Annotated in this window: 9 protein-coding genes and 2 CRISPR repeat arrays; of the genes, 1 reads left to right on the forward strand and 8 read right to left on the reverse strand. The window is 69.5% G+C overall.

All coding sequences use genetic code 11. From position 1 onward, the window contains the following. The first annotated feature begins 63 nt into the window (after positions 1–63). Positions 64–1,422 carry a DUF317 domain-containing protein gene (locus ACIF80_RS30800; RefSeq protein WP_399810578.1) on the forward strand — a complete coding sequence of 453 codons (1,359 nt, stop codon included), beginning with the start codon at positions 64–66 and terminating at the stop codon, positions 1,420–1,422. Between the two features lie 552 nt (positions 1,423–1,974). Continuing rightward, positions 1,975–3,474: a CRISPR direct-repeat array (repeat unit 29 nt; unit sequence CGGAACACCCCCGCGTCGGCGGGGAGGAC). 17 nt (positions 3,475–3,491) lie between these two features. Here ACIF80_RS30800 and cas2e read toward each other — a convergent pair. From cas2e to ACIF80_RS30840, 8 genes are all read right to left on the reverse strand, one after another. After that, on the reverse strand, positions 3,492–3,809 hold the full coding sequence (gene cas2e, locus ACIF80_RS30805) for a type I-E CRISPR-associated endoribonuclease Cas2e (RefSeq protein WP_399810580.1): 318 nt from the start codon (positions 3,807–3,809) through the stop codon (positions 3,492–3,494). Then, positions 3,809–4,762, reverse strand: a complete 954-nt coding sequence (cas1e, locus tag ACIF80_RS30810) for a type I-E CRISPR-associated endonuclease Cas1e (protein ID WP_399810841.1) — start codon at positions 4,760–4,762, stop codon at positions 3,809–3,811. Before cas1e ends, cas2e begins: the two co-directional genes overlap by 1 nt. A 56-nt stretch (positions 4,763–4,818) precedes the next feature. Continuing rightward, positions 4,819–5,472, reverse strand: a complete 654-nt coding sequence (cas6e, locus tag ACIF80_RS30815) for a type I-E CRISPR-associated protein Cas6/Cse3/CasE (protein WP_399810582.1) — start codon at positions 5,470–5,472, stop codon at positions 4,819–4,821. Further along, on the reverse strand, positions 5,469–6,263 hold the full coding sequence (cas5e, locus tag ACIF80_RS30820) for a type I-E CRISPR-associated protein Cas5/CasD (RefSeq protein WP_399810584.1): 795 nt from the start codon (positions 6,261–6,263) through the stop codon (positions 5,469–5,471). Before cas5e ends, cas6e begins: the two co-directional genes overlap by 4 nt. Further along, a complete protein-coding gene (cas7e, locus tag ACIF80_RS30825; RefSeq protein WP_399810586.1) occupies positions 6,260–7,387 on the reverse strand; it encodes a type I-E CRISPR-associated protein Cas7/Cse4/CasC in 1,128 nt (375 codons plus the stop codon). The genes cas5e and cas7e overlap by 4 nt, the downstream gene beginning before the upstream one ends. Continuing rightward, the gene (gene casB, locus ACIF80_RS30830) at positions 7,384–8,016 is read right to left on the reverse strand and encodes a type I-E CRISPR-associated protein Cse2/CasB (protein WP_399810588.1); all 633 of its coding nucleotides are present in this window, start codon (positions 8,014–8,016) and stop codon (positions 7,384–7,386) included. The genes cas7e and casB overlap by 4 nt, the downstream gene beginning before the upstream one ends. Positions 8,017–8,090: 74 nt before the next feature. Further along, positions 8,091–9,680: a type I-E CRISPR-associated protein Cse1/CasA gene (casA, locus tag ACIF80_RS30835; protein ID WP_399810590.1), complete on the reverse strand. Its 1,590-nt coding sequence runs from the start codon at positions 9,678–9,680 to the stop codon at positions 8,091–8,093. Between the two features lie 540 nt (positions 9,681–10,220). Next, entirely contained in the window at positions 10,221–13,061 is a 2,841-nt protein-coding gene (locus tag ACIF80_RS30840; RefSeq protein ID WP_399810592.1) for an HD domain-containing protein, read from the reverse strand. A gap of 191 nt (positions 13,062–13,252) precedes the next feature. After that, positions 13,253–15,295: direct repeats of the CRISPR family, unit length 28 nt; unit sequence GTCCTCCCCACCGACGTGGGGGTGTTCC. Positions 15,296–15,607 lie beyond the last annotated feature (312 nt).

A 15,607-nucleotide genomic window follows, 5' to 3' on the forward strand; every position in this document is an offset into this window, starting at 1 on the left:
CGTCTACCCGCCCGGGGCCCGGCTCCATCCGGCCCGGCCCCAGGCCGAATCGAGCAACTCGCCTTGACGACACTGTCCATCGACGCGCACGTCCGCCTCGACACCCACCCCTCCCATCGCAGCGCCGTCGTCGCCACCGTCGCCGGCACCGCACGACACATCGCCCACGCCCACCTGAGCGTCCGCGGCTTCGAGCGCGTGGACGAGCACACGCTGGTCATGGCCCGCATCGACCGCGAGGAGCCCTACTGGGCAGAACGGGCCGCCCAGGCGCTCATTGCCGAAGGCATCAGCACCGAGATCACGTCCGGGCTGCGTGAAGCCATTGACGAGGAGTGGACCTGGGCCGACTACCCCATGCCCTGGTGCACCCGCCAGGAGATCCGTGAGGTCTCCGACGAAGCCCAGAAGATCTACGACGACATCCGCCACGGCCGCCTCGTCATACACGCCCACGCCCACGACGGATGGACCATGGTCGCCGCCGGCTCCTACCGCGACGGCAGCAGCGTCGCCCTCCATGGCGAGAACCACCTGCGCACGATCACGGAGAGCTTCGATTCACCTGCCGAAGCACTCACCGCCTTCGAACGCCTCTACGGCGGCACGAAGCGCCCCGGGCCCGCGCCTATGACCGACGTCGAGCGCCAGACCGCCGAAGCCCGCCACACTCTGCACTCGCCTGGCCCGCTGGAACCCGAGCCTGCCGTCCAGCGGACCGAGATGGTTCCCGCCTACGCCGCCGACCCGGCGGACCACGACGCCGCCCTCGACGAATTCGTCGCCGAACACGACGACTGGGAGAAATGGCGCACCTGGTCGGACGGCACCACCCACCTCATCCACGAGTCACAGACCTTGCGGGCCGAACTCGTCCACGAAACAGATCCCCGCGAGACCGCCTGGACCTTCGCCGCCTACGAGACACCCGTCTCCGACCGCATGTGGCACCTCACCCTGACCGGCTCCACACCCGCCCCCGTACTCAAGACCCTCCTGAGCAGGCTCGCGGAAGGCGACGCCTGGGAAACCGCCATCGGCAGCCCCACCACCGAGAAGACCGTCACCGAAGCCACCCGCCCCCTCACCGACGCCGGCTGGAAGCACACCATCGAAGGACAGTGGATCCGCTGGGAGACCACCCCGGGCGACGCCGGCATCCAGTTCGACGCCTTCGCCGCCCAGAACCTCAGCACCCTGCCCACCTGGACCCTCTGGGCCGGCCCCAGCATCGACTGCCCCACCTGGGCCCTCCACGCCTCCCCCTACACGCCCGCCCCGCTCCTGGCCAGCCTCGCCGAGGACCTCGCCCACGGCACCGGCACGAAGCTGGCAGTGCCCCACAGGCCCGCACAACTCAAGACCACTCCACCCGGCCTCCCGCAGGCCATCAATCCACACGCCGCCAACCGGAGCCTGTGACGACCCAACCCTCTCTCCGCGCCATGACACAAGCGAAGCGTGGCTCTGTACGTGTCGAGGAGCAGCGTTTCTACAGCAGTTTGGGAGGCACTTCGGTGGCCGGCACCGAGCTGTTGTTCACGACGATGGACAGCACCGCCCACCACCGGGAAGCGCTCCGCCGTCTGCGTCGCTATTGGTGCTCCGGTGGCTGAGGGCAAAAGCGCTGGCTACGGGGCCAGGCGATCGGTGGCGCAGCATCGACGCCGTCACGCGGACCGCGGCGGCGTACTGCCTCCCGTTCTCGTCGACATCGACATCGACATCGACATCCCAGCGTGGCAGGTGCCTCCCGCGGTCGTGAACAACTGCTGCCGTGAGTCGTCGATAAGGCCACGAAGCGTCACCCTCGGACGACCGCTGCCGTAGGTACGCCCCCGAGCCCGAACGCACATCGGCCCCCGCACGGCATGTCCGAAGGTCGCCATGCTGTTTCAGGCAGTCCGGTAGACCGAAGGCATAAGTCCAAGTAGGTGAAGAACCTTTCGAAGTTCACGGACAAGGCGTGCCCAGCGGAACACCCCCGCGTCGGCGAAAAGGACCCGGGTTCGGGGCCGCTGGCGCTCTCGTAGCGCGGAACACCCCCGCGTCGACGGGGAGGACGGCCTGGTCTGTGCCACGCCGTTCCTGCGGCACGGAACACCCCCGCGTCGGCGGGGAGGACTCAATCCACAGGTCCGCGAGAAAACCGTTCGTCGGAACACCCCCGCGTCGGCGGGGAGGACCCGGATGGCGGGAAGCGCCCCGGCCCAAGAGACGGAACACCCCCGCGTCGGCGGGGAGGACGACGGTGTCGGCGAGGGCTTTGAGTGCGGCCTCGGAACACCCCCGCGTCGGCGGGGAGGACTACGCCGGCCACCACATCCGACCCGGCGGCCTCGGAACACCCCCGCGTCGGCGGGGAGGACTGTAGTCCCGCGCCGTCCGGACACTGCATCGGCGGAACACCCCCGCGTCGGCGGGGAGGACAACGCCTCCCTGATGTCGGCCAGGGAGGCGGGGGGAACACCCCCGCGTCGGCGGGGAGGACGCAGCCGGAGTCGGTCGTGCCTGAGTGGCGGTGGGGTGCGGAACACCCCCGCGTCGGCGGGGAGGACCCTTCGACATGACCAGGAAGAACAGCAGCACGGCGGAACACCCCCGCGTCGGCGGGGAGGACCCCGTCGGTGGTGATCTCCTTGCCAAGCCGGGCGGAACACCCCCGCGTCGGCGGGGAGGACGCCGCGTACTGGGAGAGCAGCCGGCGGCGCACCGGAACACCCCCGCGTCGGCGGGGAGGACGCTTCCTGCCACTGCTGCGCGCTGGGCCAGTGCGGAACACCCCCGCGTCGGCGGGGAGGACAGGCGAACCCTGTGCGCACCCACGTGCGCTGGTGGAACACCCCCGCGTCGGCGGGGAGGACTCGGTGCGGATGTCCACCGACCAGGCCGGGCGCGGAACACCCCCGCGTCGGCGGGGAGGACATCCCCACCGGTGTCCTCCTGGACGTCGAGCACGGAACACCCCCGCGTCGGCGGGGAGGACCTCGAGCGGGTCGTCTCCGAACCGCGAGGTAGCGGAACACCCCCGCGTCGGCGGGGAGGACGCGGCGAAGGAGGGCCGGGCGGCGATCGAGTACGGAACACCCCCGCGTCGGCGGGGAGGACAACGCGACGCCCAACACGAACGCGAACGTCACCGGAACACCCCCGCGTCGGCGGGGAGGACCACCCCGCGAAGCTGTTGCCGCCGTACTTCGACGGAACACCCCCGCGTCGGCGGGGAGGACCAGGTCACCAGCGCCAAGCAGCAGTTCGGCTACGGAACACCCCCGCGTCGGCGGGGAGGACGTCGGACGACTCACCGCCGACCCCGAGCTCCGCGGAACACCCCCGCGTCGGCGGGGAGGACCTGGCCGAGGGTGGAGCGGCGTTCTTCGCGGGCGGAACACCCCCGCGTCGGCGGGGAGGACCTGGCCGAGGGTGGAGCGGCGTTCTTCGCGGGCGGAACACCCCCGCGTCGGCGGGGAGGACCCTTTCTGACCTGCACCTTAAGAGGGGGCTTGCATTTCCTTTACCTTTGGTGCGGCGGTCATGCGGATCAGAGTAAGGCCGTCGAAGTCGACAGGGGCCCGGCGGCGGGTTCCTGCGGTTCGGATGGCGTAGCCCTGTTCCGTGGCGGCGGGGTGGACAAGAAGGGCGGCGCCGTTGCCCACGACTTCGGTGACGGCGTTCCAGAGTTCATCACGGACGCGGGCCGAGACGCTGCCGACGAAGATGCCGGGCACTACTTCGCTGGTCCATCGACTGAGGGCGCCGCGCAGGTGGTCGGGGACCGCGGTGGTGGCGATGACGACCATGGAGGGCATCAGTTGCCTCCTTCGGCGTAGTTGACGCCTGCTGGGAGGACTCCGGCTTTGGGGTCCCAGAGGTGGACCATCCGCACGTCACGCCGTTCGGAGCGTTCCTCGTCGGTGTCATCGCCGGCTGTGGTCGTGTGGGTGTGGGCCGGGGTCAGCAGGGACTGGACGTCCTGGACGATGCGGGGCAGGAGACGCAGGAGTCGGAGGTCTTCGCGGAAGCGGCGGCGGGCTTCCTGTTCGGGGTTGTCGGAGCTGTGGAGGGCGAAGGCGAGGGGGAGTGTGATGTCGGCTTTGTAGAGGTCGGCGATGTCGTAGACGAAGGCGTGCTGGGTGCCGGCGTGGACGTAGCCGAGGGCCGGGGAAAGTCCGAGGGCGAGCAGGGCGGCGTGGACGACGCCGTACAGGCAGGTGTTGGCGGCGGACAGAGCGAGGTTGACGGGGTCCTGGGTTTCCCATTGGTCGGGCCGGTAGTTGCGGCGGAAGCGTCCGATGCCGTGTTGCTGCGCGAGGATCTTGTAGAACGCCTTCATACGCTGGCCTTCCATACCGCGGAGCTGGTCCAGGGTGACGGATTCCGGTACGTCGGCGTCCTTGAAGCGCATCCGGTACATGCGAACGGCGAGCTCAAGGCGCCGCGTCGGGTCGGCCCACGTCGCGACCTGTTGTTCGAGCCAGTGGGTGGTGAGGGAGTCCGGGAGGATGCCCGCGTAGGCACGGACGCCGCCCGCTCCGACGCAGACGACGCTGGTGCCATGGCGAGCGAGGGTGGTCAAGGCCGGGGTGGTGATGGATACACCCGGGCCGAGGAGCAGGCAGGACAGGGCGGCGGTGGGGATGTAGACGAGGTCGGTGCGGTGTTCGTCGATCTGGATCTGCGCGCACACTCCGGTGTCGTCCTGCACCACGCGGACCATGTCCAGGTAGAGGAAGGACAGGGAGTCCGCGACGCGGGGGAGCATGGCCAGGGTGGGGGCGGCGAGGCGTCTGCGCGCGTCGCCGCCCCGTCGTGGCGCGCTCACGTGGTTCTCGCGGGTGCGAGGCTGAGCAGTCCCGCGCCGTACGGTTTGCCACGTCCGATGCCGTGGATGACGGCGTCTCGGAGAGCGTCGGGGTCGGTGACGGCGGCGGTGCCGTCGTAACGGAGCAGGCTGTGCCGCATGCGGGGGGCGTCTTGGCCGCGAGGGCGGACCGACTCCATGCTGGTGGGGGTCAGGACGTGAAGGTCGAGGCCGGCTTCGGCGGCCCGGCGGAGCCACCACTGGTCGGCGTCGGTGCCGGAGAGCGGCACGATCTGTCCCCGCTTTCCCTTCTCCTCCAGGGAGAGCCGCTCCCGCTTGGCGGGGTTGAGGACGATGCGGTAGCGGACGCCGAGTCCCTTGCGCAATGCGGTGAACATCGGGGCGAGGCTTTTGACGTCGGCTTGGCCGTATCCGGTGGGCAGGCGTGCCGGGTCGAGCATGGCGGCGGTCTGGACGAGGAGGGTGCTGGAGGTGTCGGTTTCGTCCAGTCGGTACAGCAGCCCGGCCTGGTGACGGGGGGCGTCGCCGAGGCCGTCGGGGACCATCCGCATGACGGTGCGGTGCATCTGGGTGGCGTCGCGCAGGTCCCGTTGCACGTCGCGGCTATGCGGGTTGAGGCGGATGCGTGCGATCACCGGATGGTCGTTCATGCGCTTTCCTCGAGGTGGGCGTAGTCGATCAGGCGTTGCACCAGGGTCTCTGGGGGGCCTGCGAGGGAGCGGGGCACCGGTTCCACGGTGCGGTGGAGGCGGCGGCCTGTGTGGCTGCGGCCGTGCTGGGCGAAGCTCACCGGCACGTCGTTCACGTCGATGACGTCGGCCGGTGCAGGCTGTCCGGAAGCACTGGTGGGCGGTGGCTGTTCCAGGAGGAATTCCACGGCGACCGCCCCGGCTTCCTGACCGTCGCCGTCCTTCGCTCGCGGCGCGGTGCGGCTGAGCGGCACCCGGGTGCGGAGTTCTTCCTCGGGGTCGTCGACGTGGCGGCGCAGGAGGAACGGCTCGTCGGGGACGCAGGAACGGCGGCCCAGATAGGGCGCCCAGTGCGGGCGGCTCAGAGCATCCGCGAGGCGCTCGACGGTCTCGTCGGCTGCGGTGACGGCGACGACGAACACCGCGTCGGACAGGTAGTGGCGGCGGGTGATGACGGCGGCGCCCTTGTTACTGCCTCCACTGGTGGCGGCGGTGCGGTCCTTGGGGAATCCGCCGCCGACGGTGTGGTAGTCGACGAGCCGGACGCCCGGCCGGTCCACGCGCACGGTGAACCGCAGGTCCTGGTAGCGGTCCAGGCCCGCCTCATCGCGGCCGATTCCCTCGGCCGCGGCGAACATTCCGATCAGCGCGGAGCGGGTCGGGAAGGGCGCGGTGTCCCGCACTGGGGTGAACGCGGAGCGTTCACCCCAGGACTGCAGGGGGCCGGCCAGGCGCAACAGGAGCCCGCTCACTGCTGATCCTGCACGGCGGGCACAGCGGCCTCGACGGCGGCGTCGATCAGCTGGTCGAAAGAGTCGTGGGTGGTGCCGAGCCCGGTGTACTTCTCCTTGGGGTTGATGACGGCGTGGCCGTGGAAGCGGCGGTTGCGGTCGCCGGTGAGGCGGTTGATGTTGCCGGCGTAGGCGTCGAGGGCTTGGCGGGAGGGCTGGGAGAAGCCACCCTGCTGGTCGCCGGTGACGGGGGTCTCGAAGGCCGCGGCCAGGGAGAGCGGTCGGTGTTCACGCACGGCGAGGTAGGCCAGGTCCGGGACGGTGTGCGGGGCGGTGCTGCTCTTCTTGGCCTGCGGGAGGGAGAGCAGGAAGTGCTCGGCAAAGGAACTGAGTACGGTCCGGGCGGCCTTGATGTCGCCGTCCAGGTTCTTCAGCAGGTCGGCGACGTTGACGGTCGCGTACCGGTAGAAGACGCCGGCGCTGAACTCGGCGGTGTCGAGGTGACCGCTGCCGGTCTCGGCCTCGCCCAGCCAGTCGTCGACGGCGGTGAAGTAGTCACGCTGCGGCTCGGCGGTGTGCGTGGTGAACGCGTGGGCGACCTGGGCCGCCCCGTCCACGTTGGCGTCCGGGAGCTCGGCGAGCATGCGACCCAGCAGACTGATGGAGGCGGTGCGCCGCTTGAGGATCGCCTCGATCGTCTGGGGCGGCAGTACCTGGCCGGGCTTCTTCTTGTCCTGGGCCGCCTCCAGGGTCTGACGGTGCTCGGCGCACACGGCGGCCAATTCGTCGATGGCCGCCTCCGGCAGGAACAGCAGCACCGAGGTGTGGCCGGCCGATTCCGTGCCGATGCCCTTCTTTCCGGCGCTCGCGGCGACCTGCGCTCCGGCGAACGCGGCCAGCTCGGTCGGCCAGCCGGCGTTCTCGAGGGCGCGCTGCACCTTCGCCGGCACCAGGCGGGTTCGGGCGGCCTTCTCCCCGAGATCCTGCTCGACGCCGAGCCGGATGACCCGCTTCCAGGACTGGCTGGAGACCCGGATGCGGGGAGCGTTGCCGTAGCGCACCTGCTTGGGGGAGCCGAGGTCGTCACGGTTGAGGTTGGCGGCGGGCACCGACTGCAGGGCGCTCAGGTCCAGGTAGAGAGTCATCGGTCGTTCTCCTCGGCAGAATCAAAGTAGGCAGGCTCGGTCGTGCCGCTGCTGGCGGTGCGGAAGTAGCTCTCGAGCCAGCGGGTGGCGATACGGTCGCGGCTGCGGTTCCACCGGGCGAGGTCCTCCAGGAGGACTGCCCAGTCGACCGCGATGCCGCCGACCAGGAGCTGGCGGACGAGGGCGGGCAGGCCCGGGTGGACGGCATCACTGCTCTGGCGGGCCATCAAGTGAAGAGCGCTTTCGGCAGAGTTCTCCTTCAGGACGCCCTGGGAGACGGCCTGGCCGAGTGAGGCGCCCAGGTTGGAACGCTCGTACCAGGAGACGAACGCGCTCTGGTCGGGTGTGGTGTCGCGGGCCGAGCGGGGACGTGCGGCGATCAGCGAGGCCACCGCGTAGTACGCCCGCCGAACATCGGCATGGTGCTGGTCGTCGTGGTCGCGCATCCACGGCACCAGGTAACGGTGCATGTAGTTGCACCGCTCCACCGGCAGCCCGAGCCCGCGCCGCAGGGCGGCACGGGCCTGCGTGGACTCGCACACCTGGTGCACGTAGGCGACGAACCGGTCCGAGATACGGACGGTTGAGGAGGTCGGCGGAGCAGACACCGCCGGCACGGAATCGGTCATGAGACATCCCTGATGCGGGGAAGGGTGAGGTGACGAAGCGCCGACGGCGTCGGCGTGAGCGCAGCCGGGCGGGTTCAGTCGGATGCGGACGGCTGTAGCAGTGTGAGAAGGAGGCCGCGGGCGCGGTGACGGGCGCGCGCCACCCGGATGTCCGCACGGTTGGCCTGGCCGATGGCCTCGTCGAGAGCGGTGAGGGCCGCGTCGACGAACGGCTTGTCGGCCCGGTCTGTGATGCGGCCGGGCTCGGTGAGCTGCCAGAACTTCTTCTCCGCGGCCGGCCAGTAACGAGTCAGCGCGGCAGAAGCCCACGGACCGGGCTTGCGGGCATCCAGCTTGATCTTGGCCTTGGGCGACAGGTCGACACCCGTGTCGGTGGCGATCTTCCAGGCGATCCTCGCGGCGAAGTCCAGCCGGTCACCTGCCTTCTCCGCAGCGGCGTGGCAGCGCTTGACGTGATAGGCCATCTCCGCGTCGTTCTCCTCCTGCCACTGCAGGACCTGCGGACTCGTCGCCCGGAACCAGACGCTGTCCTTTTGCTGACCGTCCTGGTCGAAGCCGTAGGCGCGCACCCTCAGCCGTGGCAGCAGTGGCTTGGGCAGGTGCGCGAGAGCCGGAGGGCGCTGGGCATCCTGACGGCTGTCCTTCAGCAGCAGCGAGTCGAGATCCCGCCACAGGGCCCTCGCCCCGTCGGCCTCCCGCGGCTGGAAGTCTCCGTCCTTGCGCCTGTCGAGGATCTGGTACGGGTCACGCACCTTCTGCGGCGGCTCGTGCGTCGACCAGGTGATGTAGGCGTCGGTCACCGTCCGGCCGTCCTCCGACGGCACGAGCAGCGCGGCATGACGGAACCGGCCGGTCAGCATCCGGCCCGGCCACGTGACCGGTGGCAAAGACTCCAGGGGAGCGTTGAGTTCCTCCTCCCACGGGCAGGCGTCCTGCGCCTCCCAGTCAACCTCGGCCTGAGGGCTCGGCACGGCCAGCACCAGCGTGCTGAACAGGTCGGGCCCCCAGGAAAAGTAGGAGACGGACTTGCGCAGCGGGGCCGCGTCACCGCTGCCTGCCCGCTCACCGGTGATCCGGCGGGGCGTGCACTGCCCGGACGGCCCGTAGTACAACTGCGCGATCAGATGCCAGGCGGCCTCGGCGGCCGGTACCGGCACGGGCGCGGTGTCGGTGAAATGACCGAACAGTACCGCCCCGTTGACGCCCGTGGGGCGGCCCATCACGAGCTTGTTCACCCCGGACGGGTTCGGTGCCCCCTTCGCGTCCACGCACTCCGCGCGCAGCCGCGGATCCTGGAGGAACGGCCGCTCGGGATGGAACAGGTCGAACCGACCCACCAGGGCTGCCCGGCCGAAGTACGCGTCCACCGCCTGCGGATCGAACCGGCCGGCCTTCAGAACACGCTCCCGCAGATCGAACCAGTCGTCGATGTCCTCCGCAACGTCCGGATCGTCGAGCCGGTCACCACCATCGGTGGCGATCCTCGCCGCGATCGGCGCCAGAATCCGCATCAAGCCCGCCGCTGCCGGCGGCACCGGCATCTCCAGGTCCTCGATCTCGTGCGCGCGTTTGAACAACTCGCACAAGCCCACCCACGCCGACTGCCCGGTCAGCAAACGCACCGGAACCCACGGCTCGACCCGCAGGTCGAATCCCCCACTCACGGCCACCCCCTCCAACGCCCTTGTTCCCCATGACACACCGGCACCGCAAAGCGCCCCAGCAGCCTTGCTCCCAGCGTCCCGACATTGAAACAGCCGCCACTGACAACGGAGCCGTTTTCCGTCGGACGCAGCACCAGAGGGAAGATCGACTTGCCCGCACTGTTCCGAGTGGGCTATGACCCTCCTCAACGCACCGCCTCAGTCGAGGAATTGGCCGGCCCAGCCATGAGGAGAACCATGCAGCCGGCCCTTCCCGTCCCGTGGACTGCCGCAGCACCTTGGGTGCTTGTGGTGGCCGTCATTATGATCGTGATCGGCGAGCGTCCGGACCCGGCAACGGTCGGATCGTGCAGCGCCTTACTGCTGGGGGCTGCTGAGGTATACCGCCGCCTCTCCCGGTAATCGGCGGGGAGGTGGCCCTAGGTACTCTCCTAGGGCCACCTCCCCGCCGAAGCAGGGGTGCTTCAGTCGAGGGCCAGGGAGGTTACCTTCAGCCCTACGCCTTCCCCGCCGACGTGGGGGGTGCCCGGTTGGACTCGGTCACTTACGGACAAGCCCGAGGTCCTCATCCAGCCGCAGTGTCTTGCCGCCGACCTTCACCGCTTGCACACTCCCGCCCTGCACGGGCTGGCGAAGAACACGCAGTTCTCCGAGCATCGGGTGCTTCGTCCACGACTTCGGCGGGGCGACAGCGTCGGGATCCGCTTCCTTGAGCCAGTCGGCGCGGACCGGAATGGTGCGGCGCATCACCTCCCGCACGGACGAGACCGGCATCTTGCCGTCCGACGCGACCTGGGGAAGCAGTTGCTCACCCTCAGGGTCCAGGGTCGCCCGGCCGTCCTCCTGGACATAGGCGCACAGCAGTCGCACCGAGTCGGCGCCGAGTCTGGTGGACACCTCCCACTCATCCTCTTCACCGGGCAGATCGTGCAGGTCATGCAGCGCGGAAACGCTCCGCGCCCGTGGGACGGCGAGAAGGCCGGCCATGCTGCGTTCCGCCGTCTCCTTGCCCTTGTGAGCCGTCCAGGCTTTCGCCTCGCTGCCGCCCGGACTGTTCCAGTCGAAGTCCTCGTTGTCCCCGTGGACGGCTTCGACCAGGTCCTGCACATCGCCCGGGATGGAGATGGTCCCGCCCCCGATTCCGGCAAGAGTGTGGGAGGTGGTGGTGAGGAGGTGCTCGGAATACACCTCGCCCCACTGCTGTGGCGTCTTTCCGCCGCCAGCCATCGGGTCGAGCACCACAAGACGCGGCCCGCTCGCCCAGGCCGGACGGCCGCGACCATCGGGGTAGCCGTGCCGGGCCCAGTGGTTCTCGTGCCGCCAGCACCGTCCGGCCCGCTGCAGCAGCAGGGACAGCGGAGCGAGGTCGCTGATGACGATATCGGCATCAAGATCAAGTGACTGCTCGACGACCTGGGTGGCGACAACGATCCGGCGCGGCGGACGCGGACCTCCGCGGCCCAGCCCTTCGGTGACCTCCCGCGTACGGGCCTCGCGTACGTCCCCGGGGAAACGGGCATGCAGCAGTTGTACGCTTCCGCCCTGCTCGTGGGAGCGCTTGCCGAACCGTTCACGGAGTCTCAGATAGGTGTCCTGCGCTTCTTCTACGGTGTTGCACACCACCAGGGCAGTGCCGCCCTCCCCCTCGCCCACCGGCTTCAGGAGCCGTTCGATCACCGCCAGCCGGTCCCGGGCACCACCACCGGAACCGTGGACGACCGGCTCCACCACGACACCGAGCTCCATGCCCCGCGCACGCGCCTGCTCATGCTGGCGAGCAGGCGAAATCTGGGTCGCCCGGCCGCTCTCCCCGTCCACATACAGCCACCCGGGGTAGGGCGCCGGAAACGTCCGTCTACTCAGGGCCCGCGTCTTGTGGCCGGCGCCCTGCAGATACTCCTTGATCAGCCGGTCGCTGACCGACGCCGGCAACGTCGCCGACAGCAGGACGACCGGCACGCCGTACGCCCCGAGCCAGTTCAGCAACCGGCCCAGCAACACCTGCATGTACGGGTCATAGGCGTGGGCCTCGTCGACGATGAACGTCTTCCCCGACAGGCCCAGCAACCGCAGCGCGTTGTGCCGCACCGGCAGCACCGCCATCAGGGCCTGGTCGATCGTGCCAACCGCGAACTGCGCGAGCAGCGGCCGCTTGGGCCCGCGCAGCCACCGCTGCGGCCGCATGTCCGCCTCCGCCCGCCGACTCCCCACCCCGGCCTCGTCACCGTCACAGGTCAGCACGCTCTGCGCGTCCAGGTCCTCGTCGGCGTAAGCACTGTTCAGCCAGGCCATACTGTGGACCAGCGTCAGCCCGGCATCCTCGCCGGACTGACGCAGCAACGCTTTCGCAACCCGCCCGTGCATCTGATCGCTGGTAGCCATCGTCGGCAGCAAAAACGCGTACCCCTGCGTGCCGAAGACCTCGGACAGAACCCGCTCGGCCTCCAGAGCCGTCTCGCTCTTACCGTCACCCGGAGCCGCGGTGACGAGGAAGATGCCGCCACGACGCCCCTCGCCCATCGCCTCCCGCAACTCGTTCATCACGGACCGCTGCAACGGATTCGGCTCGCCCTGAATGCCGTACGCCTCCGCGAACCCCTTGCGCTGCAACCACACCCGGGCCAACCCGGCCTCGGCCAGCAGACGGGGAGCGTCCTTCTGTGAACGCTTGAAATGATCCGCCAGCACCGGCTCGAGCCCCCGCTGGCGTTCCCGAAGATAGTCCTCCTGACTTACCAGCCAGTCCGCAAGAATGACCACCCCCGTCACCAACACCGCGGCCGACGCCTTGAACACCCCCGGCGCCTGCGGCGCTCCCAGCGACTCGTGCACCGTGGCTGCGTGCGCAGTCCTCTGCCGCGCCCAGGCGGCCCCACCGAGAAACGCCGGAGCGATGCCGTCCTCGACGCGGTGAAAGCGTCCGTGATGACCGCCGATGACCTCGGCCAGCCGCTCTGCGACCCTCAGTTCTCCGTCAGCGGCAAAGCCCAGATCCGCCAGCACTTCCTTCGCACCCTGCAGGCCGGCCACATCATGCCCGAACCGCTCCGCGCTCATCTTCATGCGGTCGCCGCCCAGCTCCGCGCTGAGGTACTGGCTGCCATGCCAGGAGCAGAACTGAAACCCTGAGAGCTTGCCGATGTCATGCAGGCCGGCACACAGCCCGACGACTGTCCTCGCACGTTCCAGCTCGCCCGCCAGCCCCATCCCGTCGGCGATCCGCAGACGCTGGTTTTCGGACAGGTAGGCATCCCAGAGGTGCAGCGCCATCGCGGCAGCGTCCAGGAGGTGCCGGATCAGCGGATACGGCGGCAGCCCCGGATCCAAACCTCTCGACTTCCCCCACACCGACTCATCCGGCGCTTCCCACTTCCCCGGCATCCTCGCCCCCTCACCCCAGCCAGCGGACCACGCCCCACTACTGGAGCCGGCATTCAACCACTCCCCACCGACAGCACTGCAGTCATCCGGCCCCGATATGGTGAAGACGTGCAGCTTCACCCGTCGCGACGCAGAGTCGCCCTCAATGCAAAAGAAGGGCAAAGCCCTACTTGAGCCGCAGGTCAGAAAGGGTCCTCCCCACCGACGTGGGGGTGTTCCGAAGTGGCCTCCTGGCTCGCCTGGTGCACCACCGTCCTCCCCACCGACGTGGGGGTGTTCCGCGTTCCTGGATGTCCTGCTGCCCGTTCTCGGCGTCCTCCCCACCGACGTGGGGGTGTTCCGTCGTCGAGCGCCTCGAACTTGCTCACTCTCACGTCCTCCCCACCGACGTGGGGGTGTTCCTCCACGTACGCCAAGGTGGACAGAGTCCTCGGCGTCCTCCCCACCGACGTGGGGGTGTTCCGTGGCACCCGACCACCGTTGCCCGGCTGCTCTCGTCCTCCCCACCGACGTGGGGGTGTTCCGTGTGTCGAGCGTGCGGCCGAGCGTGCGGTGCTGTCCTCCCCACCGACGTGGGGGTGTTCCGATGGTGGGGTCACCCGCCATCAAGGAGACGCCGTCCTCCCCACCGACGTGGGGGTGTTCCGCGTGCTATCCGCACTTGGCCCGCCGACCGGAGGTCCTCCCCACCGACGTGGGGGTGTTCCGTCGCCGCCCAGGTCCAGCGGTACGGAGAAGCTGTCCTCCCCACCGACGTGGGGGTGTTCCGTTCATGGAGCCCGGGTCGCCGTGGTCGTTCTCGTCCTCCCCACCGACGTGGGGGTGTTCCGCTGAACCCCAACTTCTGGTCGAACCCGAAGTAGTCCTCCCCACCGACGTGGGGGTGTTCCGATCTACACGGTGACCGGGTCCGGCACCCGGCCGTCCTCCCCACCGACGTGGGGGTGTTCCGAAGCGTCTCGAGCTGGCCGTCGGTGACCTCCTGTCCTCCCCACCGACGTGGGGGTGTTCCGGCGCACCCGAACACAGTGCCTGGCAGATCACGGTCCTCCCCACCGACGTGGGGGTGTTCCGCCCCACAGGGGCGCGTGCACGTTTCTGGCCTCGTCCTCCCCACCGACGTGGGGGTGTTCCGCGGATCAGGTTAGCTTCGTTGTCTCGCGATCGGTCCTCCCCACCGACGTGGGGGTGTTCCGCTGCAGCGCTCCGCGGACGAACTGCGCAACGCGGTCCTCCCCACCGACGTGGGGGTGTTCCGAAGCGGGCCCGTATCCAGGGCCAGGCGCCGACGTCCTCCCCACCGACGTGGGGGTGTTCCGATGACGGCCGAGAGAAGGGTGCTGTTCACGCTGTCCTCCCCACCGACGTGGGGGTGTTCCGTCGGCAAGGGTGGCGCCGTGGCGGCCGGCGGCGTCCTCCCCACCGACGTGGGGGTGTTCCGCTGTGGAGGGTCCTTGTAGGAGCCTGTACGGGGTCCTCCCCACCGACGTGGGGGTGTTCCTCCGCGTTGTCCCGCGCCCGGGAGGCGCGCCGGGTCCTCCCCACCGACGTGGGGGTGTTCCGGCTCCGACAAGACCGAGGGCCAGGAGTAGGCCGTCCTCCCCACCGACGTGGGGGTGTTCCGCAGTCCCGCCTCCTGGAGACGGTCCGGCCAGTGTCCTCCCCACCGACGTGGGGGTGTTCCGACATCGTGAGCGAGGCCCCGCCAGCCGACGAAGTCCTCCCCACCGACGTGGGGGTGTTCCGTACAGGACCCGTACCGGGCTCGAGCTGAACGAGTCCTCCCCACCGACGTGGGGGTGTTCCGGCCGGGCAGAAGGGACAGCTCACCGTCCCCGAGTCCTCCCCACCGACGTGGGGGTGTTCCGCGGTCGTTGGCCGGGCCGCGCTGCTCGAGGTGGTCCTCCCCACCGACGTGGGGGTGTTCCGATCCTGCGCCTGTCGTGGGTGATCGTCGCGGGGTCCTCCCCACCGACGTGGGGGTGTTCCTACCGTCCGCGCGAGGACGTCGCTGCCCTGCTCGTCCTCCCCACCGACGTGGGGGTATTCCGACGGACGGCACCTTCCGGAAGAAGCGCCGGGAGTCCTCCCCACCGATGTGGGGGTGTTCCGTCGCCCCGGCTGCCCTCACTCTTGGGCGCGGGGTCCTCCCCACCGACGTGGGGGTGTTCCGATCCTGGCCACGATCATCGTCGTGTTCCTGGTGTCCTCCCCACCGACGTGGGGGTGTTCCGACGACCACTAGAACTCAAGACTCCGGCGGGGCTTCGTCGTCGCACGCGCTCTCACACAAGTCTCACAGACTGTGCGGACGTCTCCGGCCCTTGAGGCTCTGGCCTGGCATTACGCGCCTGTCCTGGATTAGCTGGACGCCTCTGGGCGGTCTCTACAACCTGTGCCATGTGGGGCCGGCCCGCGCCGGACTGAGTCTCTTGGCCGCGTTGGTCAGCCATCGACGGGATGTGGCCTGCGGTGAGGCAGCCGCTGTCCCGGACCTGCCGCGTCCGCTAAACAGCGGACGCGGCAGTCACTCAGCGTGCTGACCC

The organism is Streptomyces sp. NPDC085927 (genome assembly GCF_044540975.1).
Lineage (GTDB): Bacteria > Actinomycetota > Actinomycetes > Streptomycetales > Streptomycetaceae > Streptomyces > Streptomyces hirsutus.